Source organism: Paenarthrobacter sp. C1, from assembly GCF_049315185.1.
In the GTDB taxonomy this organism is placed as follows: domain Bacteria; phylum Actinomycetota; class Actinomycetes; order Actinomycetales; family Micrococcaceae; genus Arthrobacter; species Arthrobacter nicotinovorans.
On record NZ_CP186052.1, the window covers coordinates 4,599,198 to 4,618,691 of the forward strand.

General features: G+C 63.4%; 24 protein-coding genes. 13 read left to right on the top strand and 11 right to left on the bottom strand.

The genetic code is table 11. The features are described from left to right. Positions 1-4: 4 nt before the first annotated feature. On the bottom strand, positions 5-277 hold the full coding sequence (locus tag ACNAOU_RS21570; protein ID WP_018779396.1) for a DUF2277 domain-containing protein: 273 nt from the start codon (positions 275-277) through the stop codon (positions 5-7). Between the two features lie 158 nt (positions 278-435). On the opposite strand from ACNAOU_RS21570, the gene ACNAOU_RS21575 reads away from it, so the two are divergent. Next, positions 436-699 carry a WXG100 family type VII secretion target gene (locus ACNAOU_RS21575; RefSeq protein WP_018779397.1) on the top strand — a complete coding sequence of 88 codons (264 nt, stop codon included), beginning with the start codon at positions 436-438 and terminating at the stop codon, positions 697-699. Between the two features lie 127 nt (positions 700-826). Here the strand turns inward: ACNAOU_RS21575 and ACNAOU_RS21580 are convergent, their stop codons facing one another. After that, positions 827-1,852, bottom strand: a complete 1,026-nt coding sequence (locus ACNAOU_RS21580; protein ID WP_189076596.1) for an EamA family transporter — start codon at positions 1,850-1,852, stop codon at positions 827-829. A 71-nt stretch (positions 1,853-1,923) separates the two neighbouring features. On the opposite strand from ACNAOU_RS21580, the gene ACNAOU_RS21585 reads away from it, so the two are divergent. The 3 genes from ACNAOU_RS21585 (at position 1,924) to ACNAOU_RS21595 (ending at position 3,578) form a co-directional block, all read left to right on the top strand. After that, the gene (locus ACNAOU_RS21585) at positions 1,924-2,472 is read left to right on the top strand and encodes a CGNR zinc finger domain-containing protein (RefSeq protein WP_018779399.1); all 549 of its coding nucleotides are present in this window, start codon (positions 1,924-1,926) and stop codon (positions 2,470-2,472) included. Between the two features lie 114 nt (positions 2,473-2,586). Beyond that, the gene (locus ACNAOU_RS21590) at positions 2,587-3,021 is read left to right on the top strand and encodes a hypothetical protein (protein ID WP_018779400.1); all 435 of its coding nucleotides are present in this window, start codon (positions 2,587-2,589) and stop codon (positions 3,019-3,021) included. Beyond that, on the top strand, positions 3,018-3,578 hold the full coding sequence (locus ACNAOU_RS21595; RefSeq protein ID WP_422757727.1) for a hypothetical protein: 561 nt from the start codon (positions 3,018-3,020) through the stop codon (positions 3,576-3,578). The genes ACNAOU_RS21590 and ACNAOU_RS21595 overlap by 4 nt, the downstream gene beginning before the upstream one ends. Here the strand turns inward: ACNAOU_RS21595 and ACNAOU_RS21600 are convergent. The 3 genes from ACNAOU_RS21600 to ACNAOU_RS21610 form a co-directional block, all read right to left on the bottom strand. Then, entirely contained in the window at positions 3,575-3,922 is a 348-nt protein-coding gene (locus tag ACNAOU_RS21600) for a hypothetical protein (RefSeq protein ID WP_018779402.1), read from the bottom strand. The two genes, ACNAOU_RS21595 and ACNAOU_RS21600, sit on opposite strands and share 4 nt — an antisense overlap. 69 nt (positions 3,923-3,991) lie before the next feature. After that, positions 3,992-4,570 (bottom strand): DUF308 domain-containing protein, encoded by a 579-nt coding sequence (locus tag ACNAOU_RS21605; RefSeq protein ID WP_422757728.1) that lies wholly within the window; start codon positions 4,568-4,570, stop codon positions 3,992-3,994. A gap of 9 nt (positions 4,571-4,579) precedes the next feature. Further along, positions 4,580-5,920: an MATE family efflux transporter gene (locus tag ACNAOU_RS21610; RefSeq protein ID WP_422757729.1), complete on the bottom strand. Its 1,341-nt coding sequence runs from the start codon at positions 5,918-5,920 to the stop codon at positions 4,580-4,582. A 41-nt stretch (positions 5,921-5,961) separates the two neighbouring features. On the opposite strand from ACNAOU_RS21610, the gene ACNAOU_RS21615 reads away from it, so the two are divergent. Together ACNAOU_RS21615 and ACNAOU_RS21620 are read left to right on the top strand one after the other, a co-directional pair. Continuing rightward, complete coding sequence (locus tag ACNAOU_RS21615; RefSeq protein WP_018779405.1) at positions 5,962-6,528, top strand: antibiotic biosynthesis monooxygenase; 567 nt, start codon at positions 5,962-5,964, stop codon at positions 6,526-6,528. A gap of 68 nt (positions 6,529-6,596) precedes the next feature. Then, positions 6,597-7,031 (top strand): DoxX family protein, encoded by a 435-nt coding sequence (locus ACNAOU_RS21620; RefSeq protein ID WP_018779406.1) that lies wholly within the window; start codon positions 6,597-6,599, stop codon positions 7,029-7,031. 215 nt (positions 7,032-7,246) lie between these two features. On the opposite strand, the gene aztD is transcribed toward ACNAOU_RS21620, so the two are convergent. After that, positions 7,247-8,560 carry a zinc metallochaperone AztD gene (aztD, locus tag ACNAOU_RS21625; RefSeq protein WP_422757730.1) on the bottom strand — a complete coding sequence of 438 codons (1,314 nt, stop codon included), beginning with the start codon at positions 8,558-8,560 and terminating at the stop codon, positions 7,247-7,249. A 96-nt stretch (positions 8,561-8,656) separates the two neighbouring features. Here aztD and ACNAOU_RS21630 point away from each other — a divergent pair, with 96 nt between their 5' ends. Genes ACNAOU_RS21630 through ACNAOU_RS21645 form a run of 4 tightly spaced genes read left to right on the top strand, consistent with a single transcriptional unit; the run spans position 8,657 to position 10,974 of the window. Then, a complete protein-coding gene (locus ACNAOU_RS21630) occupies positions 8,657-9,061 on the top strand; it encodes a hypothetical protein (RefSeq protein ID WP_039243523.1) in 405 nt (134 codons plus the stop codon). Next, entirely contained in the window at positions 9,058-9,396 is a 339-nt protein-coding gene (locus tag ACNAOU_RS21635) for a PEP-utilizing enzyme (RefSeq protein WP_039243477.1), read from the top strand. Before ACNAOU_RS21630 ends, ACNAOU_RS21635 begins: the two co-directional genes overlap by 4 nt. Beyond that, on the top strand, positions 9,393-9,962 hold the full coding sequence (locus ACNAOU_RS21640) for a hypothetical protein (RefSeq protein ID WP_422757731.1): 570 nt from the start codon (positions 9,393-9,395) through the stop codon (positions 9,960-9,962). Before ACNAOU_RS21635 ends, ACNAOU_RS21640 begins: the two co-directional genes overlap by 4 nt. A gap of 37 nt (positions 9,963-9,999) precedes the next feature. After that, entirely contained in the window at positions 10,000-10,974 is a 975-nt protein-coding gene (locus ACNAOU_RS21645; RefSeq protein ID WP_422757732.1) for an acyl-CoA thioesterase, read from the top strand. A 16-nt stretch (positions 10,975-10,990) separates the two neighbouring features. Here ACNAOU_RS21645 and ACNAOU_RS21650 read toward each other — a convergent pair whose 3' ends face one another. The 5 genes from ACNAOU_RS21650 to ACNAOU_RS21670 all read right to left on the bottom strand — a co-directional run bounded on the left by ACNAOU_RS21650 (position 10,991) and on the right by ACNAOU_RS21670 (position 15,869). Then, positions 10,991-11,728, bottom strand: a complete 738-nt coding sequence (locus ACNAOU_RS21650; RefSeq protein WP_422757733.1) for a VOC family protein — start codon at positions 11,726-11,728, stop codon at positions 10,991-10,993. Positions 11,729-11,798: 70 nt separating this feature from the next. Further along, a complete protein-coding gene (locus ACNAOU_RS21655) occupies positions 11,799-12,455 on the bottom strand; it encodes a GntR family transcriptional regulator (protein WP_018779413.1) in 657 nt (218 codons plus the stop codon). A 110-nt stretch (positions 12,456-12,565) separates the two neighbouring features. After that, positions 12,566-13,564 (bottom strand): transketolase family protein, encoded by a 999-nt coding sequence (locus ACNAOU_RS21660; RefSeq protein ID WP_422757734.1) that lies wholly within the window; start codon positions 13,562-13,564, stop codon positions 12,566-12,568. Next, complete coding sequence (locus tag ACNAOU_RS21665) at positions 13,561-14,469, bottom strand: transketolase (RefSeq protein ID WP_039243483.1); 909 nt, start codon at positions 14,467-14,469, stop codon at positions 13,561-13,563. The genes ACNAOU_RS21660 and ACNAOU_RS21665 overlap by 4 nt, the downstream gene beginning before the upstream one ends. A 62-nt stretch (positions 14,470-14,531) precedes the next feature. Further along, positions 14,532-15,869 carry an MFS transporter gene (locus tag ACNAOU_RS21670; protein ID WP_018779416.1) on the bottom strand — a complete coding sequence of 446 codons (1,338 nt, stop codon included), beginning with the start codon at positions 15,867-15,869 and terminating at the stop codon, positions 14,532-14,534. Between the two features lie 205 nt (positions 15,870-16,074). Here ACNAOU_RS21670 and ACNAOU_RS21675 point away from each other — a divergent pair, with 205 nt between their 5' ends. The 3 genes from ACNAOU_RS21675 to ACNAOU_RS21685 are packed head-to-tail and all read left to right on the top strand — an operon-like array spanning position 16,075 to position 19,490. Beyond that, positions 16,075-16,917 carry a sugar phosphate isomerase/epimerase family protein gene (locus ACNAOU_RS21675; protein WP_422757735.1) on the top strand — a complete coding sequence of 281 codons (843 nt, stop codon included), beginning with the start codon at positions 16,075-16,077 and terminating at the stop codon, positions 16,915-16,917. 29 nt (positions 16,918-16,946) lie between these two features. Further along, a complete protein-coding gene (locus ACNAOU_RS21680) occupies positions 16,947-17,720 on the top strand; it encodes an SDR family NAD(P)-dependent oxidoreductase (RefSeq protein ID WP_422757736.1) in 774 nt (257 codons plus the stop codon). 33 nt (positions 17,721-17,753) lie between these two features. Beyond that, positions 17,754-19,490 (top strand): dihydroxyacetone kinase family protein, encoded by a 1,737-nt coding sequence (locus tag ACNAOU_RS21685; RefSeq protein ID WP_422757738.1) that lies wholly within the window; start codon positions 17,754-17,756, stop codon positions 19,488-19,490. The last annotated feature ends 4 nt before the right edge of the window (positions 19,491-19,494 follow it).

The window sequence follows — 19,494 nt, forward strand, 5'->3', positions numbered from 1 at the left end:
TGGGCTACGCGGTTCCGAAGCGGACCGCAGCCCGGGCCTTTGCCTTGGCCGCTTCCTCGTCCCGGTTCTTGGCCGGCGCGTGGCTCACCAACGAGTCCAGAAGATGTTGCGTAATGTGTGCGATTTCGTGGACAGCCTCGGCAAAGGCTTCCTCGTTGGCCTTGGAGGGCTTGGTGGATCCGCTGATCTTTCGCACGTATTGGAGGGCAGCGGCCTCCACTTCCTCGCTGGTGGCATGCGGTTCGAAGTTATGCAGAGTCCTGATATTCCGGCACATAACCCCATGCTAACCATGGGCAGTGCTGCATGGGGAGGGGTGCCCATCGACGGGTTCGCGATTCCCGGGATAGGTTTTAGCTATTGGATCTTCCGGATGAGCCGGAGGCCGCTGGGGATGCCGAAGAGCTCGGGTCCGAACAAATGAAGGAGAATCTCATGGCTATTTGGGGTGCAGATGTTGATCAGCTTCGTCAGCTCGGTAACAAGCTGAAGGCAGGTGCCGAGCACATCGAGCAGCAGCGTTCACAGCTGAAGGGTGCACTCGACGGCACCGACTGGAAGGGTCCGGACGCTGACAAGTTCCGCGGCGAGTGGGACAGCCAGCACGCTTCCAACCTGAAGAAGGTTGCCGATGCTCTTCGCGAAGCCGGCGATCGCGCTCAGAAGAACGCTGAGCAGCAGCAGCAGGCTTCCAACTAAGACAGTTGGGAAAATGCCCGGACGCACAAGCGTCCGGGCATTTTTGTGTTCACAGCAGAACCCGCAGTTATCCGCGTTTGCCTTCAATGCACGGCAAGGCGACCCGACACGGCCGCGTGGCCCTGCTTCAGTCCCGGGAAGCTCCGGCGACGGGCCCCGAAGGTACAGGTTCGACGTCGTTCGGGTGATCCAACGCGTGGACGACAGCGGCACGACGGTCCCCGCGCAGTTCGTCCACACGGACCAGGACTACGCCGCCCACAATCAGGAGACCGCCCAGCAGTTGGATTGGGCCGGGGAGTTCGCCCAACAGGAGCCAAGCCCAGATCACTGCGAACAGCACTTCCGTCAAGGACACGAACGAGGCCACCTTCGATCCCAGGCTCCGGGCCGCCATGATTCCGGAAACGTACGCCAGGACCGTTGCCAGGATGATCAAGCCGACGACGGACACCCACCAGGGCACGGTCCAGGGTCCCAGCGTTGTGTCTGCGGTGCTGAACGTCATGGGAAGAAGCCCCAAAAGGCCCACCAGCCACATCACCAGTGCACCTACCAGCAGACCGCCTGAGGCGAGCACCAGTGGGGGGAGGGTGTCGTTTTCCTTTGCGGTGATGAAGAAGTAGATCACCAGGCACACGGCAGCCGCCATGCCCCACAGGACGCCAACGAAGTCCACCTTCACAGCGCCGGTCAGGTCAAGAACCAGCACCAGTCCACCCAGGGACAGCAGCGCGCCGGCAGCGGTGAGTGCGCGCGGTTTGCGTCGGCTGGAGATCCACAGCCACAGCACAATCATCACCGGGGCCAGGTATTCGAGTAGCAGTGCAACGCCAACGGACAGCCGGGCTACCGCGTTGAAGTAGAAAAGCTGGCAGCCGGCTACTCCGATGAGGCCGAACAGCAGGATGGTGAGCCAGTTTTCCTTGAGCTGATGCCAACGGCCCCGGAGAGCCATGACGGCGGGAATCGCCAGGATCAGCGCCGCTCCCGTGAGGCGCACGGTAACAGCGGCGCCCGGGGACCAGCCGGTCTCCAACATCGACTTGGCGAAAGAGCCGGAGGTTCCGAAGACAGCTGAAGAGAAAAGGGCAATGCCGAGTCCCGATGCCAAGAAACTCTTTGCATCAGCCTTCGTCGTTGGAGCTGACACAGCAGCCTCCTGTCAGGAGTAAAGTGGGCTTATGGTCATGACAGTACTCCCGAAATATGTAAGGAGTCAAAGTGCTATTTGCGCCTGACACCGAAGTTGCCTTACGCAGCGTCGTCAACCTGATCAACACTGCCGCCAACGGTGAAGAACTGCTGGCCACCGTGGAGGAACTCAACTCGTTCCTGAACGCCGAGGAGTTCACGGGCTCGCGCGCCAATTCGGCCGATGAATTGACCAGCATCAAGCGCCTGCGCAGCGAACTCGCAGCACTCTGGACCTCTGACGAAGACACTGCAGCCAAGACCGTCAACAAACTGCTCGCGGACGCAAAAGCCCTCCCACAGCTGGTCAAGCATGACCACTGGGACTGGCACCTGCACGCCACCACACCGGAAGCGCCCCTGGCTGACAGGATGGGCACCGAGGCCGCGATGGCCATCGTCGACGTGATCCGCAGCAGGGAAATGGACCGGATGCGCATTTGCGCCGCAGAGGATTGTGATGCCGTGGTGCTGGACCTCAGCCGCAACCGCTCCAAGCTTTACTGCGACACAGGCAACTGCGCCAACCGGGCCCACGTGGCGGCATACCGCGCACGGAAAGCCGCCGAAAGCGAATAACCCAGACATAATTGCGGCATGGGGGAACAGCCGAATACAGGCGCTTACGACTTTCCGGCTGGACGGACGCCGATTCCGAATACCGCCTGGGTCCGGCCCCCCGATAAACCGGACATGGCCCCGATTGCCCAATTGGCCATCGCATACCCCTTCATGGCGACAATGTGGTTCGTATGCGTGATGGCAGCAAGTCCGGGGTATGAGTTCCTGGGAACTCTCCTCTTCCTGCTGATAGGGCCACCCTTCCTGATGGGCGTTGCAGTGGCCGTCGGACTGCCTTTGCGTCTCAACCGGCGGCTAAGCCGCTGGTGGCTGGGGAATGCCCCCATGTACATTCTTCTGGCGGTCGCCGGCGTGACTCTCATCATTTCCGGGTTCAACACGCCCGAGCGCCACATAGGCGACATCGATGGTTACCACTTCGACGTCGTCACGAGCCATGGCGGAATGCTCATGGGCGGCTGCCTCATCATCAACTTCCTCGTCGTTAGTGCATCGTTCCCGCTCCGGTTCCGAAAACGACCACGCATTGGAAGGATGGCCAAGTGACCCACCCCTCCGCGGATCGCCCAGTCCCCACACTGCGCGATTTGCCACGTGAACGCTACGGAAGCCTAAGAATGACCGGGTTCGGCCAACTCGCCCTGGCCTTCGCCTTCCTGGCCCCATCGTGGATCATGTTGCAGGTGGCAACCATGGTGGACTACGACGGCATCGGAGTGATAATCGGCCTTGTACTGGGCGGCATTCTCGTGCCGGCAGCAACCATCTCCCTCGCAGTCATGGTGGGTCTGCCCCTGCGCCTCATTCCCCCGATCAACCGCTGGTGGGCGGGCAACGGTCGAATCTACGTACTCGTGGCCGCCGCTGGCCTGGCCCTTATTGCTTCCGGGTACCTGAAACCCACGCCTGAGACCTTAAGGCCCAACGGGATCGACTACATTCCTTCGGCACCGGACGGCGGCCTGCTCATGGGCGGCTGGTGCGTTCTCGCATTTCTTCTGGTGAACGCATCACTGCCGCTTCGCTGGCCCACTAACGCCAGCCCAGCCAAACCCACCAAAAAGCGCTCCCCCAACAACAGTGGGGAAGCGCTGGAAGGTTAGTGGCCGGCGTCGGGCGTCTCAGTCCCGCCGGAGGAGTCCGCAGCCGGCGACCCGCCATGCGGACGCTTGGAACTGAGGTTGACCCCGGAACCCTTGCCGAGGTGGTCGGCGTTCTCCTTGTAGCTCATGGACAGCATGGCGGCCACAACGAGGCTCACAATGAACGCGATGCCTGCGCCGGTGAACGCGAGGTCGAACCGCGGAACACGCGCGCTGCCGCCGGAAGCGAAGATCAGCACGGCCACGAAGGCCAGCACGGCGAAGAAGGCGGAGAACATGAGGGGTCCCTTGACCGAGGTCCGCATCTTGCGCGGTTCTCCTGGTGTCTGGTCTGCCACGGTCATTCCTCCAATGATGGCGGTACATGCCCGCCGGTCTGCAAAAGTTCTACAACGAGTAGAACGTCCAAACTACTAGTTTACGGCCTCCGGCGAGGCGCCGGGCGCAGAGGCCTGCGTCCTCGTACCGGTGCGGGAATCATGGCGCAGCGACAGACCGGAAAGCATCCACAAGACGCCCGAGAGAATGGCGCCCCCACCTGCAACCCCCAGCAGCGCGTGCGCCCCCAGCGAAGTAAAGAATGGCAGCAGAATGCCCGTACCCACCGAAATAATGCCCGAGATGAGCCAGTCGCGGGCTACGGAATCGCGCTTTTTCAGGCCCTGCATGAACTCAAGAAGTCCAAGAACCAGCAGAGCCAGCATGGCGGAAAGAGCCACGCCTTGATCCGACTGCGTCACCAATGCGCCGAGGCCGCCCGCGGCTACCACAACTGCTACAGCTACTGGCAAAACGCGGGACATCCACACGGCCGCTGCCGTTCCAAGCAGATACAGGCCCACGGCCCACGCCAGGACCTCCACTGACGGCGAACTCCAGAAGATGGTCACCAAACCAAACAACACCGCGACCGTTGCGCGGATCAGGATGGGTTTCCACAGTCCGGCCGGCGGGGCAGCAGGAGTCTGGGCAGGAGTCGATGGAAGAGTCACCCGTCCAGTTTAGTGCGAACCCAGCACCATCCACCGATCGGTCCGCGCGCGCAGCCCCAACGTCACCGCACGGGCCAACATGTAACCCAGCGCAAACGCCGCCCACAGCCACAGAAGACCCGCCTCGCCGCCGGGCCTCAGCTGGTGGACCGCCACCAGCAGCGGCAAATAGACCGCAAGATTTACGACGCCGGCAATCGCCAGATAGCGCGCGTCGCCGGCGCCAATGAGGACACCGTCCAAGACGAAGACGTACCCGGCCAGCGGCTGACCGAGCGCGAGCACCCAGAGCGCAACCGTCAGTGCCGATCGAACGCCGGAATCGGACGTGAAGATGTATCCCACCCACGGAGCCGCCACGGCCAGCAGTATGCCGGTGATCACGCCAAAGCCCGTACCCCAGCGGATCATCGTGCGGGTCAGTTCACGGGCCCTGGCTGCGTTCCGGGCTCCGAGTTCCTTGCCGATCAGGGCCTGCGCCGCAATCGCCAGCGCATCCAAGGCAAAGGCAAGGAAGGAGAAAATTGTCATGGCCAACTGATGCGCTGCCACATTGACGGCACCCTGGGCCGTCACCACCAGGACCGTGGCGAGGATGGCCAAGCGAAGACTCAGCGTGCGGAGCATAAGCCACGAGCCCACCTTGGTCATGGCCCGGATGCCGTGCCAGTCGGGCCGCAGGGACACACCATGCTGCCGCGCATTACGGCCCACCATCACCAGGTAGACGGCGGCCATGGCCCACTGCGCAATGCTGGTACCGATCGCCGAACCCGTCACGGACATGTTCAACCCGTAGACCAGGAACACATTGAGGGCTATGTTGACCGCGAATCCGGCCGTCGCCACCACCAGCGGCGTCCGGGTGTCCTGTAAACCACGAAGGACACCGGTGCCGGCGAAAATCAGGAGCATTGCCGCCAGCCCGGGCATGGACCACCGGAGGTAGTCCACGGCGAATCCCTGCACATCGCCCGATGCACCCATGAAACCGACCAAGGGCTCGGCTGCTACGAAGCCCACCACAGCGAGCACCAGCCCCAGCAGCAGGGCCAGCCAGACGCCGTCGCGCCCTGCGGCCAGAGCCTTCCCCAACTTTCCGTCGCCGATCGCGCGGGCGACCGCCGGCGTCGTCGAATACGCCAGGAAGACCATGAGTCCCACCGCAGTGTGCAGGATGGTTGACGCCAGTCCGACGCCGGCCAGCTGGTCGACCCCTAAATGCCCCACGATCGCAGAGTCGGCCAGGAGGAACAGTGGCTCGGCAATCAGCGCACCGAACGCGGGGACGGCCAGGCGCAGGATTTCGCGCGCGGTGGAGCGGGCGGGGGCGATTGTGGTTTGAGGCACTAAACAAGCCTAGTCTGCTGGGGGACGGGTACATTTGGGCCGTGTCATATGAGCATCCCGTCACCGTTTCCGTAGCCCGCACCATTCTTCCGGGCTACACCCGCCAAGCCAACGCGTGGGCACATGCCGGGCAGGAACTTGCCCGCGAGTGGCCGGGTTACCTGGGATCTGGATGGGTGCGCAACGGAGTGGATTCCACCGAGTGGCACATGCTCTATCGTTTCGCCGACGCCGAATCGCTGCAGGCGTGGGAGGACTCCGAGGAGAGGCGCTGGTGGATCGACAGTGCCAGGGACATGATGGAGACCACCCGCGTGGAACGTCACACGGGGATTGAGGGTTGGTTCTCGCGGCCTGGCGATGTCTCGGTAGTCGTGCCCGAAACTGTGGTGCCACCGCGCTGGAAGCAGGCCATCAGCATCTTCCTCCCGTTCTTCCCGCTCAGCCTGCTGGCAAATTTCCTGCTGCACCCGTTGACGCAGGATTGGCCGCTGGTGTTTGCCGTTTTGCTGAACATCGTGATCCTGACGCCTCTGATGACGTACATTTTCCTGCCGATCACCACCCGGCTCCTGCAGCCCTGGCTTCAGGCGAAGCCTCGTAATTAGCTGGGAATTCGGTGATAGTGCGCCACATTTAGTTGACACTTCAATAAATTGGCTGCAAGGGTTGAAGCATGAACAAGTCCAGCTTGACCACCACAGCCCTGACCATCCTGCGCGTCATTGCAGGATTTCTCTTCGCCGCGCACGGTTGGCAGAAGTTCAACGAATTCACCATCGCCGGAACCCAGGCTTCCTTCACCCAGATGGGCGTCCCGGGCGCATCCGTCGTGGCCCCCATCGTGGCAACACTGGAGCTCGTCGGCGGCATCGCACTGATCCTCGGCCTCCTGACCCGCGTCTTCGCAGCACTCCTGGCCATCGACATGCTGGGGGCCCTCTTCCTGGTGCACGCTCCGGCCGGCATCTTTGTGGCCAACGGAGGGTATGAACTCGTACTGCTCTTCGCAGGTGCCGCGCTGGCCCTCGCACTGGCGGGCGCCGGCAGGATCTCGGCCGACGCCGCACTCTTCGGCCGCTCCGGCTCGAAGCTCCGCGCACTGGCCTAAGCGGCCCCTCCCCTCGGACGCCCCCTCACGTAACAACACTTTCACGCGGACGCTCGCTCACTTTCTCGAGGAAATTGAGCGAGCGTCGGCGCTTAAGGCGTGGGACGTGAGCGAGCGTCGGCGCTTAAGGCATGGGACGTGAGGGAGCGTCGGCGTTTAAGGCAGGGGACGTGAGCGAGCGTCCGATTTCCACGACGCGGGACCCAAGGATTGGACTAGCCCGTGACGCCGGTGAGCTCGTTCGGGGTCTGATCAAGCTTCACCGACTTCGCCACCTTGCCCGCCTTCAGGTCCACAGCGTGAAGTGACTGCGTCGCAGGTTCGGTGACGTACGCCGTCGAGCCCTGGACAAAAAGGGTGGGCCGCGGGTCCTGCCAGGTGGCCGACTCCTCCCATGCGGCAACCACAGGGATGGTTGAGGTGACGGCACCGGAGAGTGGGTCGATCACGCGCAGGCCGCCATCAGTTCCCAGAACCAGGGCTTCACCCGCCGGGCCGCGGCCCAGTGAGCGGAACGAGTAGCTGGTGCCGATGTCCACGAGCTGCATGGCTGCGGTTTCGGTGTTGACCAGCGAAATCCGGGTGGGACGTTCCGGCTTGGCGGCCTTGTCCACCTTGTAGTCGCCCAGGATCACCGGGGATTTTTCCGATCCCGCCTGGTTGCCCAAGCGGCCGTAAGCATCAGGGCTCGCCACCTTGGTGATGGCCCCGTCCTTGTAGATCAACATGCCGTTTTCGCATCCGACCACTACTGCTTCTCCGGCAGCCACTGCCTCACCATGCACGCCCGGGCAGTCCTCGTTGCGGACGATTTCCTTACGGTCCTGCCCCTTGCCGGCGGAGAGTATTGCGATCCCGGACCTGCTTTCCTCATTGCCGAGGGTCACCAGCAGCTTGCCGTCCTCGAGTTCGACGGCGACTCCGTGGTGCGCTTCAGGCGTTGTGTAAACGTCGGCGTCAGGCAATTTGCCGTCCTCCACAGCAGCCCCCAGCGCAGAGCTCTTGAAGCTCTCCACCTTGCCCGACCCGTCGCTGAACAGCACGGTTTTGCCGGCGTGCAACACCACGTGACCGGCTTTATTCGCCTCGAACGCCAGATCCGTCAGCTTGGGATCGCTGACGTAGTGATGGCTGTGGTCGCCGTGCGGCTCGGTCCAGGCGCCGGCGTCGAAAAGGCGGAAGGCGTCACCGGTGGACACGAAAACATGCCTGCCGTCGCCTGCGGGATTCAGCCGGTTGAAACCACCCAGGTCCGCACTCCCCACCTTCTCCAGGGAGGCGGCGTCCAGAACTCCCATGCCGCCGTCGTACGTGTAGACCAGGCGAGGGGTCGGGGCGTCGGCCTCTTTGGGGCTGGGCTTTGCGGACGACGACGGCGAAGCGTCGGCTGTGCTGCCAGCGGAGCCGCCGGGAGTCGCGCAGCCAGTAAGAAGAAGGGCGGAAAGCCCGACGACGGCGACCGCGCCCGTGGGCAAGTGGCGTTTACGGCCGCGCACGGCAGGAAGGGTGGGGTGTGAGTGATGTGACATGAGTTAAATGCTATTGATTCTCATTTAGAGGGCAAATCAATCCCAAATATCAACAAAATATTGACAACATGATGTTGATGGGGGATGCTCGCTCGCATGAACGCCTCCACCACACCCCAAGACGGGAAAGACGCGCAGTTGCAGACGGACGCGACCCGGCTGCTCCTGGACCGGGGCGCCGCCGCACTGCCCCAGCGTCCCTGGCTCCACGAAAAACAGCCACCGACCGCCATGGACCTCATCCAGCACGTGCTGTGGCGTTTCCGGAGCCAGGAGGGTGATCCAGCCCCGGATTCCTCCGATCTCCGCGCGGCCCTCGCACTGATACCCGCCGCCCGAGGTGAGATGGACGCCGTCGAAACTGCACTCCTGTTTCTGGCCCGGGCGGAAGGGCTGACCTGGCCGCAGATCGCGGAGAGCCTTGGGCTCCGTTCCGCGCAGGCCGCGCAGCAGCGGCTGGACCGGCTGTCCGACCGCCCAGGAACAGGTGCCGCCAAGTGACAAGGGCGGTAGTCCTGAACGGAACCGCAGCGAGCGCCGGCAGTGCCAGGGGGATGGCCAGCCTGATCCAGGGGCCCGATGATTTCGCCCGTTTCCGGACCGGAGACGTACTGGTTTGCCGCACCACTGATCCCGCATGGACGCCTCTGTTCGGGATGGCTTCGGCAGTGGTCACCGAAACAGGAGGAATGCTGTCCCATGCCGCGATCGTCGCGAGGGAATACGGCATTCCGGCCGTCCTGGGAGTGCACGCTGCGTTGGAGCTTGTGCCTGACGGCAGCGTTGTGACTGTTGATGGTTCGACCGGGACGGTCACCTTGGCGGGCATGCAATGAGCCTCCTCATCTTGCACGCCGTGCGCCTGTTGGGATTCGCTGACACAGAAGCCGTAGCGGCGCGCTTTGCCCAGGACCCAAGCGTGGTGGAGTCCGCCCTCATCGACGCCGGTGTGAACGGCTTTGTTTCGCGCAGCACCTTCGCCGGTACCAGCGGCTGGTTGCTCTCCGGGGCCGGCAGGGCGGAGAACGAACGGCTGCTCGCCGAGGAGCTGGACCTGGCAGGTGCACGATCCCGGGTCCTGGCGGTGCACGAGGACTTTACGGAGTTCAATGATGGAGTCGTCAACGCCTGCGGCACTCTTCAGCTGGGGATTTCCTCCAATCAGGAAGCCACGGATGTGCTGATTGGAGCCTTGGCGGCGTGGCGCCCCCTGGAAGCGCAGCTCATGCGAAGCCTTCCGCGGTTCGGCGGCTATTCGGACCGGCTCCTGCGGGCCCTCAAGTTCTCAACCGAGGACGCCTCCTGGCTGACGGGTACAGACCGCGACTCTTTCCACCACGTCTGGTTCGAAATCCATGAGGACCTCATTGCCACCCTGGGCATCCAGCGGGCGCAGTCTTAGTCACGTAACAGAAACATGGCACCAGTAAACTTCGAGCATGAGCGAAGACGCCGGCAACTCTGTGACCCTCCGCTTCCTGGCAGCCCCCACGGACGTTGGGCACAGCGGATCCGTTGATGCCGGGACCGTCCTTGAATGGGTGGACAAAGCGGCTTACGCAGCGGCGGTGGGATGGGCCAAGTCCTATTGCGTCACCGCCTGTGTGGGCAACATCCACTTCACCGACCCCGTGAACAGCGGCGATATGGTTGAAGTGACCTCAACGATCGTTTATACCGGCCGGTCCTCCATGCACATCCACACCGTGGTCAGTTCCCGGGATCCCAAGGGCGGGCCGGAGACAATGCACAGCCAATGCATGGTGATTTTCGTAGCTGTGGGTCCGGACGGCAAGCCGATTCCCGTTCCCCAGTTCCAACCCTCAACGCCTGCCGAGATCGAGCAGCGGGACCACGCGCTGGCGCGCATCGAAGTCCGTGAGCAGATCGTCAATGCGATGAACGCCCAGGAATACACCGACGCCGGAACCGCCGAGCGCGTCACGCTGCGGTTCATGGCGTCCCCCACCGATGTGAACTGGGGCGGCAAAGTCCACGGTGGCATCGTGATGAAGTGGATCGATGAGGCTGCGTACGTTTGCGCGTCCCGTTACTGCGGCAAGGACACTGTGGCCGTCTTCTCCGGTGGTGTCCGTTTTTACCGGCCGCTGCTGATCGGCCATGTGGTGGAAGTCGAAGCCCGGCTGGTCTACACCGGCGCCAAGGGCATGCACATCGCGGTCCACGTCCGCTCGGGCGATCCCAAGACCCGGGAAATGAACCTCACCACGTACTGCCTGACGGTGATGGTGGCCCGTGACGAAACGGGGACGGCCGTGCCGATTCCCCAATGGGTCCCTGTATCCGAGGAGGACAAGAAACTGCATGCGCACGCGCGCGAACTTCTCGAAATCCGTGGCCGCGCCCCGGGAAACCGACTGCCGGACCACCTGCTGAAGGCCGCGCAGAACTAGCCGCGCTCAGGAATGATCACCCTGGACTCAATACGCAGAAGTCGTTTCCTTCGGGGTCGGTCAGGCACTTCCAGGACACATCGCCTTGGCCGAGGTCGACATCGCGGGCACCCAGGCTGTGGAGCCTGGCAACCTCAGCGGCTTGATCGTCGCCGGGATATGGCTTGAGATCCAGATGGATACGGTTGGGCAGGGCGTCCGGTTCGGGGGTACGAAGAAGCTCAAGGTAGGGACCAACCCCCTTGGACGAGCGCAACCTCGCATGCTCATCAGTCACCTCATGCACGGTCCAGTCCGTTGCCCGGCCCCAGAAATCGGCCATGGCCAGGGGATCTTCGCAGTTGACCACCACGGTGGCTATGGGGCCGGTGTCCTGATAGATCGCACGAGGTTCGAGTACGCAGAACAAGTTGCCCTCAGGATCAGCCATCACCACCCACGGCACCTCTCCCTGGCCAATATCCGCAGGCGAAGCACCAAGCTCCTTGAGCCGCTGTACGAGTTCCCTCTGATGATCAGCGGACGTGGTGGCAAGGTCCAGATGGACACGGTACTTCACTGACTCGGGGTCCGGAACACTGACCACGTCCACACATACAGCCGCAGGGTCCGGCCACGTAAAATCAAGGGGTTCCACGTTGGTGACCCCCGGACCTTCGCTGGAAACACCCCAGCCGAGAGCATCCGCCCAAAACTGCCCGAGGGCTGAGTCGTCCCCGGCCTTGAAATTCACTTGAACCAGTCGCAGTGCCATGGTTCACAATGCTATGCCCGGCTGGAGCCCGGCAACCTGCCCGATAGCCCAACACGGCCCGGTCATTTGCCTAACCCACCAGATTCTCCGCCGCACCATTCATGTGTTCAATGATCGTTTCCCGTGCCTTGGCGGCATTTCCGGTCTCAATGGCCGCAACAATGTCGTGGTGCCGGCCGACGCTCATGTTTCGGGTTGCGCGTTCCAGCCCGGCGAACATGATGGACATCCGGATGGAGCCTTCCAGGGATTCCCAGGAGTGCAGCAGCGTCTCGTTTCCGGACAAGCGGCAGAGGGTGCGGTGGAACTCGAGGTCGGATTCGATCCGTTCCTCCAATGAGGATTTCGCGGCCTTCTCCATATTGTCGACGGCGGCACGTAACTCTGCGAGCGCACCCTCCTTATCGGGCATGTCGCTGAGCGTCCGGGCGGCCAAGGATTCCAGCACACCCCGGACCGCGAAGATGTCACGGATTTCCTTGACGTCCAGGTGCCTGACGGACATCCGGCCGCGTGGTCCGGCGGAGATGAGACCTTCCTGTTCCAGTTGCCGCAGCGCTTCGCGGAGGGTACCGCGGCTGATCTGCAGCATTTCGGACAGTTCGGTTTCCACAAGGTGCCGTCCGGGCTCAAGCTCGCCACTGGTGATCGCGGTCCGCAGGGCTGCGAGCGCCTGTTCGCGGAGGCTCTTCTTCTCCAGTCCCAGCAGGGAGGCTGTGGCGGCCATGGTGTGTCCTCGGTTCTATGGGCAACTGCTGACAGTCAGGTGTTAACTGTCGATACTACGGGCAGAAGTGCGGGACGGGCAGTCATATCCGTCCCGCACTCCCGGGAAACTCAGCCGAGTTCGGAAAGGACCTTGGCCACGATCCGGTCCACGGACAGACCGTAGCGTTCGTGCAGTGTGGGCAGCGCACCGGCGTCGAGGAATTGGTCGGGCAGGGCGATGGGAACCACGCGCTTGCCGAGCCCGGCGGTGACGACGGCGGAGGCAACGGTTTCGAACAAACCGCCAACAACCGTGTGGTTCTCCAGGGTGACGGCCAGCCGGTCCGTGTTCAGCTCAGCCAGCACGGTGGCGGAATCGAAGGGCTTGATGGTGGGCGTGTGCACTACGGCCACGTCCACGTTGTGCTTCGCCAACGCATCCGCCGCCTGCAGGGCACGCATGGTCATCAGACCGGAAGACACGAAGACGACGTCGTTCCCGCCGCGCAAAACCTTGGCTTTACCGAGCTCAAACTTATAGTCGTACTCGTCCAGGACGGTGGGCACATTGCCGCGCAGGAGCCGCAGGTACGTGGGCCCGTCCGAGGCAGCGAGCTGCGGAACCGCCTGTTCGATGTCAACGGAGTCGCAGGGGTCCACGATGGTCAGGTTGGGCATGCCGCGGAAGATCGCCATGTCCTCGGTGGCCTGGTGGCTGGGTCCGTAGCCGGTGGTCAGGCCGGGGAGGCCGCCCACAATGTTTACGTTCAGGTTTGGTTCCGCGATGTCCAGGCACAGGAAGTCATATGCACGCCGGGCAGCGAACACCGAGTAGGTGGATGCGAACGGGACCAGTCCCGTTTCGGCCATGCCCGCGGCTGCGCCGAAGAGGAGCTGCTCAGCCATGCCCATCTGGAAGAAGCGCTCAGGAAACGCCTTGGCGAAAATGTGCATGTCCGTGTACTTGCCCAGGTCAGCGGTGAGCCCGACAATCCGGGAGTCCGCCTCAGCGGCCCTAACCAGCGCGTGCCCGAACGGAGCTGACGTGGTCTTCTGGCCGGGATCAGCGAAGGATGCGATCATCGCCGAGGTCTTGAGCTTCGGCTTTGCTGTTGTGGTGGTGCTCATGCTGAAGCCGCCCCTTCGTATCCTGCAGTCAATTGATCGCGGCAGATCTGCCATTCGTTTTCTTCAATGCGCATGAAGTGCGCCTTCTCGCGGGTCTCCAGCAGTGGAACCCCGCGGCCAACTTTGGTGTCGCAGAGAATCACCGACGGCTGTCCGGATGCAGAGGATCCCGCAGCCGCCCTGCGGGTGGCGATGTTGTCGAACGCGGCCAGCAGCGCGCCGACGTCGTTCCCGTCCACCCGCTGGGTGTACCAGCCGAACGATTCCCACTTTTCGGTGACCGGTTCGGTGCGGAGCACCGTGTTGGTGGCACCGTCGGCCTGGAGCGCATTGATGTCCACCATGGCGATGAGGTTGCCAAGTTGGTGGTGGTGGGCGCCCATGGCGGCCTCCCAGGTGGAACCTTCGTCGAGTTCGCCGTCGGAGAGGAAATTGATGACACGGTTGGTCGAGTTCTGCGCCCGCAGGCCCAGCGCCATGCCGACCGCGATCGTGAGTCCGTGTCCGAGCGAACCGCCGGAGATTTCCATTCCCGGCGTGTAGGTGGACATGCCGGACATAGGTAGCCGGGAATCGTCCGAGCCGTAGGTTTCAAGTTCGGACACCGGGACGATTCCGGCCTCGGCCAGGGCGGCGTAGTGGCCGATTGCGTAGTGCCCGGTGGAGAGCAGGAACCGGTCCCGGTCTGCCCAATGGGGGTCCTCGGCGCGGTAGTTGAGCTGGTCTGCGTAGACAGCGGCGAACATGTCTGCCGCACCGAGCGCCTGGCCCACATAGCCCTGGCCTTGGACCTCGCCCATGTTGAGTGCGTGGTGTCGGATACGGAATGCGGCGGCGCGGATGCGCTCTATGCGCTCCGGCGTGGGGGCGGAAACGGCGGCCGTTTCGACGGATGAGATAGTCACTGGATTCCTTCCGGAGTCGGGCGCGTACCAATGGAGAGAACGTGCCCGACGTCGATGGTTGCTTAGGCGTTTACCGTCTGGGGAGTTTTGCTGGCGGCTTCTTCGGCGAGCTGACGCTCACGCTTGCCCCAGGTTTCCTTGGTGATCAGGGCTGCCCAGAGACCGATGGCTCCATAGACGCTGAAGAGAAGCGCCGGCCCCATCCATCCCATGCTGACGAACAGCAGGGTGGTGATAAAGGGGGTGAACCCGGAGACCATGGCCGAGATCTGGTAGGACAGCGACGCCCCGGAGGAGCGGGTCTTGGCCTGGAACAACTCGGGGAACCATGCACCCTGGGCGCCGGCGAGGGAGTTCTGGCAAACCGCGTAGGCCACCACGATAGTGGCGATGATCAGGAAGAACAGGCCAGTGTTGACCAGCATGAACATGGGGATACCGAACACCACTGCGAAGGCCGTGGACCACACGTAGACGGGGCGGCGGCCAACCTTGTCTGTCAGTTTGCCCCAGAAGTACGTGGCGAAAATTCCGATTCCTGCGGCGACACAGAGCGCCACCAGGGTTTCGGTCTTGTCAGCCAGCTTGTTGGTGTGCAGGTAGGAAATCATGTAGGTCACCGACACGGCGTAGCCGGCTGTCTCAGCGATGCGGAGGCCGATGCCCCGCACGATGTTGCGCCAATCGGTCTTGATGACCTCGACAATGGGGGACTTCACGATGTCGCCCGACTTCTTGACGTCTTCGAAAACCGGGGACTCGGGAACCTTTGAACGGATGATGAGACCGACGGCAACCAGCACGATGCTGGCCAGGAACGGTACACGCCATGCCCACTCGGATCCCAGGCCCACGCTGCTCAGGAACACCAGGTTGGCGAGGAGCAGGCCGACGGGGAAGCCGGCCTGCACGATTCCCGTGAACTGGCCCTTCTTCCGCCAGGGTGCGTGCTCGTAGCTCATCAGGATGGCGCCGCCCCATTCAGCGCCGAAGGCCAGGCCTTGGATGACGCGGACGAGGACCAGGAGAGCCGGAGCCAGCAGGCCAACCTGCTGGTAGGTGGGCAGGAGGCCGATCGCGAACGTCGCCAGACCCATAAGGATGAGGGAGGCCACCAGCACCGGCTTGCGGCCGAGCTTGTCGCCGAGATGGCCGCCGATGATGCCACCCAGTGGACGGGCAGCGAAGCCGACGCCGAGGGTCGCGAAGGAGGCCAGGGTGCCGGTTACCGGGTCAGCGCCCGGGAAGAACGCCGTACCGAAGTACAGTGCTGCGGCTGTGCCGAAACCGATGAAGTCGTAGGTTTCGATGACTGCGCCAACGCCGGAACCGACGGCGACGCGCTTTGCTTCCTTGGTTCCATGAACCGGACCACGCATGGTCAGAGCTTCATTGCTCATGTGTGTCTTTCCCTTTCAAGAGTGCGGTGCGTCTTCGGCAACCCCACTGTCGACAGTCAACATAATACGTCAACTGTGACCGACACCACCAGCAATGTCAACAGTCAACTTAGGAGGTTGACTGTTGACAGTCAACCTAGCTAACGTGGTCTCCATCACTAAGGCCCCTCTCCGTCGAGGGGCTCGACACGAGGATCAAACGACGATGTTTCATCAACGACTTGGCTGTTCGTCGATCAGCTTCCGCCACCAGGACCTGGCCACAGCCCTGCACACCATGCGTGGCCTCGGCTTCGAGGAAATCGACCTCGGCGCGCTCCCCGGCGTCTGTGACCATGTGCCTTACATACTGGACGCCGAGGCAGTGGAGGCGGTTGCCGCCGTCGTCAACAGCTCGGGACTGCGCGTCCGCTCGGTCAACGGCGACGTCGGCGACCTGAACGCAACGCTCGACGCCGGCGCCCGGGAAGCGCGCGAACGACACCTCGGGATGCTGCTCACTCTGGCGGCCAAGACCGGCGCCAAATCACTTGTCCTGCCGTGCGGTGCGATCGACCACGATCCTTTGCGGGGCCTGGAAGAAGACATCGACGCTGTCGCAGCTCAACTAATTCACGCCTCTGCCCGTGCCAAGGAGTTCGGCGTCGAGCTGTGGACCGAATCCCTGCACTACTACCGGCTGTGCTGGAACACCGAACGCGCGCAGCTGCTCGCCGACCGCCTTGCCGGTTCCGACGTCGGGATCGTCATGGACTTCAGCCACATCGTCGCGTCCGGAGGCGACCCCGCGGATTTCGTGGACCGCTTCTCCGCACGGATAAAGCACGTCCACCTACGTGACGCGGTTCCAGCGACCGCAAACGAGCCCGGGAACATCAACCTCAGCATCGGCAACGGACAAGCAGACTTCGCTGCCGGCCTTTCGGCCTTGGGGGACGTTGGCTATACCGGCCACTTCTCCCTGGAACTCGAAACCCGGGACGTCACCCACGATGAACGCCCCGCGGCTGCAGCCAAAGCGGCCAGCTACATCTCAGACCTCATCTAAACCGCGTTACCTCATATTCAAGGAGCACCATGACCACCATCCAGCGCACCGCCGTCCTCACCGGGGCTACATCCGACCGCGGCATCGGCCTCACCACCGCCCGCCGTTATGCCCACCAGGGCTGGGGCATTGTGATCCTGGACCTCGACGGCGAGAAGTCCGCCAAGGTCGCCGCCGAGATCGCCAACGAATTCAACGTTCCCGCCTTCGGCTACGAAATCGACGTTGCCAATGAAGCTTCAGTCACCGCAGCGCAGGCCGCCGTCGCTGCAGAAGTCACCGCCGGAAACCTCCCGCCCGTCGGAGCACTGGCGAACATCGCCGGCATCACCTCACCGGTCCCGTTCCTGGAAACCACGCTCGAGCTGTGGCACAAGGTCATGGACGTCAACGCCACCGGCACCTACCTGGTCACCAAGGCGTTCCTGCCGGACATGATCGCCAACGGTTGGGGCCGCATCGTCAACATGTCCTCGGTCTCCGCACAGCGCGGCGGCGGCGTCTTTGGCAAGGTTCCCTACTCCGCAGCCAAGGCCGCCATTCTCGGCTTCACCAAGGCACTCGCCCGCGAAATCGGCGACACCGGAGTGACCGTCAATGCCATCACCCCCGGCGCTGTGGACACCAACATCCGGGTCGGCAGCACCGAAGAGCAGGAAGCCGCCATCAACGCCGGAATCCCCTTGGGCCGCAACGCCACCACGGAGGAAGTCGCCGCTGTGATCACGTTCCTCTCCTCCGAGGACTCCGCGTACCTCACCGGCACCACCATCGACATCAACGGCGGCAGCCACATCCACTGATTCGGGCTGCTCGAAGGAAACCCAGGACCCACCATGACCAAAATCTTCAACGACCCCGCCGACTTCGCCGATGAAGCCCTTGCCGGTTTCTGCGACGCCCACTCGGACCTCGTCCGGCAGGTGGAAGGCGGCGCCGTCCGTCGCAACCGCCCCGCCTCGCCGAAGGTCGCTGTCATCACCGGCGGCGGTTCAGGACACTACCCGGCCTTCGCCGGCATGATCGGGCCGGGCTTTGCTGACGGTGCAGTGGTGGGAAACATCTTCACCTCCCCGTCATCTCAGCAGGCCTACTCCGTGGCCAAGGCCGCCGACTCCGGTGCCGGCGTCGTCTTCACGTACGGCAACTACGCCGGCGATGTCATGAACTTCGGCATGGCCAGCGAACGCCTGAACGCCGAGGGCATCCGGGCAGAGAACGTTCTGGTCACCGATGACATTGCCAGCGCCTCACCCGGGGAGATCGGGAAGCGGCGCGGCATTGCCGGGGATTTCGTGGTCTTCAAGGTCATGGGTGCTGCTGCCGAAGCAGGACTTGACCTCGACGCAGTGGTTCGTCTGGGACGCAAGGCGAATGGGTTGACGCGAACCATTGGCACCGCGTTTGGCGGTTGCACTTTCCCAGGCGCCGACCAGCCGTTGTTCCGCCTTCCCGAGGGACAGATGGGCCTTGGGCTGGGTATCCACGGCGAGCCGGGACTGTTCGATACCGAGCTGCCGTCCGCCGTCGAACTTGGCCGCGAACTGGTGCGCCGGGTCCTGGCCGAAACTCCGGCGGGCGCTTCCCGGAGACTCGCCGTGATCCTCAATGGCCTGGGTTCCACCAAGCATGAGGAGCTTTTCGTCCTCTGGCGCACCGTCGCTCCCCTGCTGCGCGAAGCCGGTTACACGCTGGTGATGCCGGAGGTGGGTGAACTGGTGACCTCGCTGGATATGGCCGGTGCGTCGCTGACGCTGACCTGGTTGGACGATGAGCTGGAGCAGTACTGGACCGCACCTGCCCTGACTCCGGCCTATCGCCGTGGCTCTGTTGGCTTCGATGCCGGTGTTTCCGAGGTCGCCCACGAGGATTCCGCGACCGAAGCTGCCGACTACTCCTCCACAGCTGAGTCCCGCGCGTACGCAGCACAGTGCCTCTCGGCCCTGGACACTACCGCATCGCTGCTGCGGGCTTCCGAATCGATGCTAGGGGACATGGACGCGATAGCAGGCGACGGCGACCACGGCCGCGGCATGGTGCGCGGATCCGCAGCTGCCAACGATGCGGCAGCAACCGCGTTCGAGCGGGGTGCGGGAGCCGGTTCGGTCCTGATCGCGGCGGGCGACGCCTGGGCAGACAAGGCCGGAGGTACCTCGGGCGTTCTTTGGGGTGCCGGGCTCCGCGCCTTCGGCGAGCGGTTGGGTGATGCAGAGACCCCGACGCCGGACGTCCTCGCCGAGTCTGTTCGCGCCTTCGCGGACCGCATCGCGGGCCTTGGGAAGGCCGAGATGGGCGACAAAACAATGATGGATGCCCTGCTTCCGTTCACTGCGTCGCTGGAGGAACGCATCGCTTCCGGCATCCCTGTCGAAGAGGCTTGGGCAGTTGCTGCGACTGACGCTTCGGCCGCTGCCGCGTCCACCGCTGACCTCCGCCCCCTCAAAGGCCGAGCCAGGCCACTGGCCGAGAAGAGCCTCGGTACGCCGGATCCCGGGGCGACGTCGCTCGCCATGGTGTTCACCGCCGTCGGACCCCATTTCACCGCAGTTCCCGTAGCTGCCGTTACCAACTAGGAGA

Excerpts from the sequence above, each read along its gene's own strand:
- ACNAOU_RS21570 (WP_018779396.1), bottom strand. The coding sequence starts at position 277 with ATGTGCCGGAATATCAGGACTCTGCATAACTTCGAACCGCATGCCACC.
- ACNAOU_RS21575 (WP_018779397.1), top strand. The coding sequence starts at position 436 with ATGGCTATTTGGGGTGCAGATGTTGATCAGCTTCGTCAGCTCGGTAAC.
- ACNAOU_RS21590 (WP_018779400.1), top strand. The coding sequence starts at position 2,587 with ATGGCCCCGATTGCCCAATTGGCCATCGCATACCCCTTCATGGCGACA.
- ACNAOU_RS21600 (WP_018779402.1), bottom strand. The coding sequence starts at position 3,922 with ATGACCGTGGCAGACCAGACACCAGGAGAACCGCGCAAGATGCGGACC.
- ACNAOU_RS21620 (WP_018779406.1), top strand. The coding sequence starts at position 6,597 with ATGAACAAGTCCAGCTTGACCACCACAGCCCTGACCATCCTGCGCGTC.
- aztD (WP_422757730.1), bottom strand. The coding sequence starts at position 8,560 with ATGTCACATCACTCACACCCCACCCTTCCTGCCGTGCGCGGCCGTAAA.
- ACNAOU_RS21630 (WP_039243523.1), top strand. The coding sequence starts at position 8,657 with ATGAACGCCTCCACCACACCCCAAGACGGGAAAGACGCGCAGTTGCAG.
- ACNAOU_RS21640 (WP_422757731.1), top strand. The coding sequence starts at position 9,393 with ATGAGCCTCCTCATCTTGCACGCCGTGCGCCTGTTGGGATTCGCTGAC.
- ACNAOU_RS21645 (WP_422757732.1), top strand. The coding sequence starts at position 10,000 with ATGAGCGAAGACGCCGGCAACTCTGTGACCCTCCGCTTCCTGGCAGCC.
- ACNAOU_RS21650 (WP_422757733.1), bottom strand. The coding sequence starts at position 11,728 with ATGGCACTGCGACTGGTTCAAGTGAATTTCAAGGCCGGGGACGACTCA.
- ACNAOU_RS21655 (WP_018779413.1), bottom strand. The coding sequence starts at position 12,455 with ATGGCCGCCACAGCCTCCCTGCTGGGACTGGAGAAGAAGAGCCTCCGC.
- ACNAOU_RS21660 (WP_422757734.1), bottom strand. The coding sequence starts at position 13,564 with ATGAGCACCACCACAACAGCAAAGCCGAAGCTCAAGACCTCGGCGATG.
- ACNAOU_RS21670 (WP_018779416.1), bottom strand. The coding sequence starts at position 15,869 with ATGAGCAATGAAGCTCTGACCATGCGTGGTCCGGTTCATGGAACCAAG.
- ACNAOU_RS21675 (WP_422757735.1), top strand. The coding sequence starts at position 16,075 with ATGTTTCATCAACGACTTGGCTGTTCGTCGATCAGCTTCCGCCACCAG.
- ACNAOU_RS21680 (WP_422757736.1), top strand. The coding sequence starts at position 16,947 with ATGACCACCATCCAGCGCACCGCCGTCCTCACCGGGGCTACATCCGAC.
- ACNAOU_RS21685 (WP_422757738.1), top strand. The coding sequence starts at position 17,754 with ATGACCAAAATCTTCAACGACCCCGCCGACTTCGCCGATGAAGCCCTT.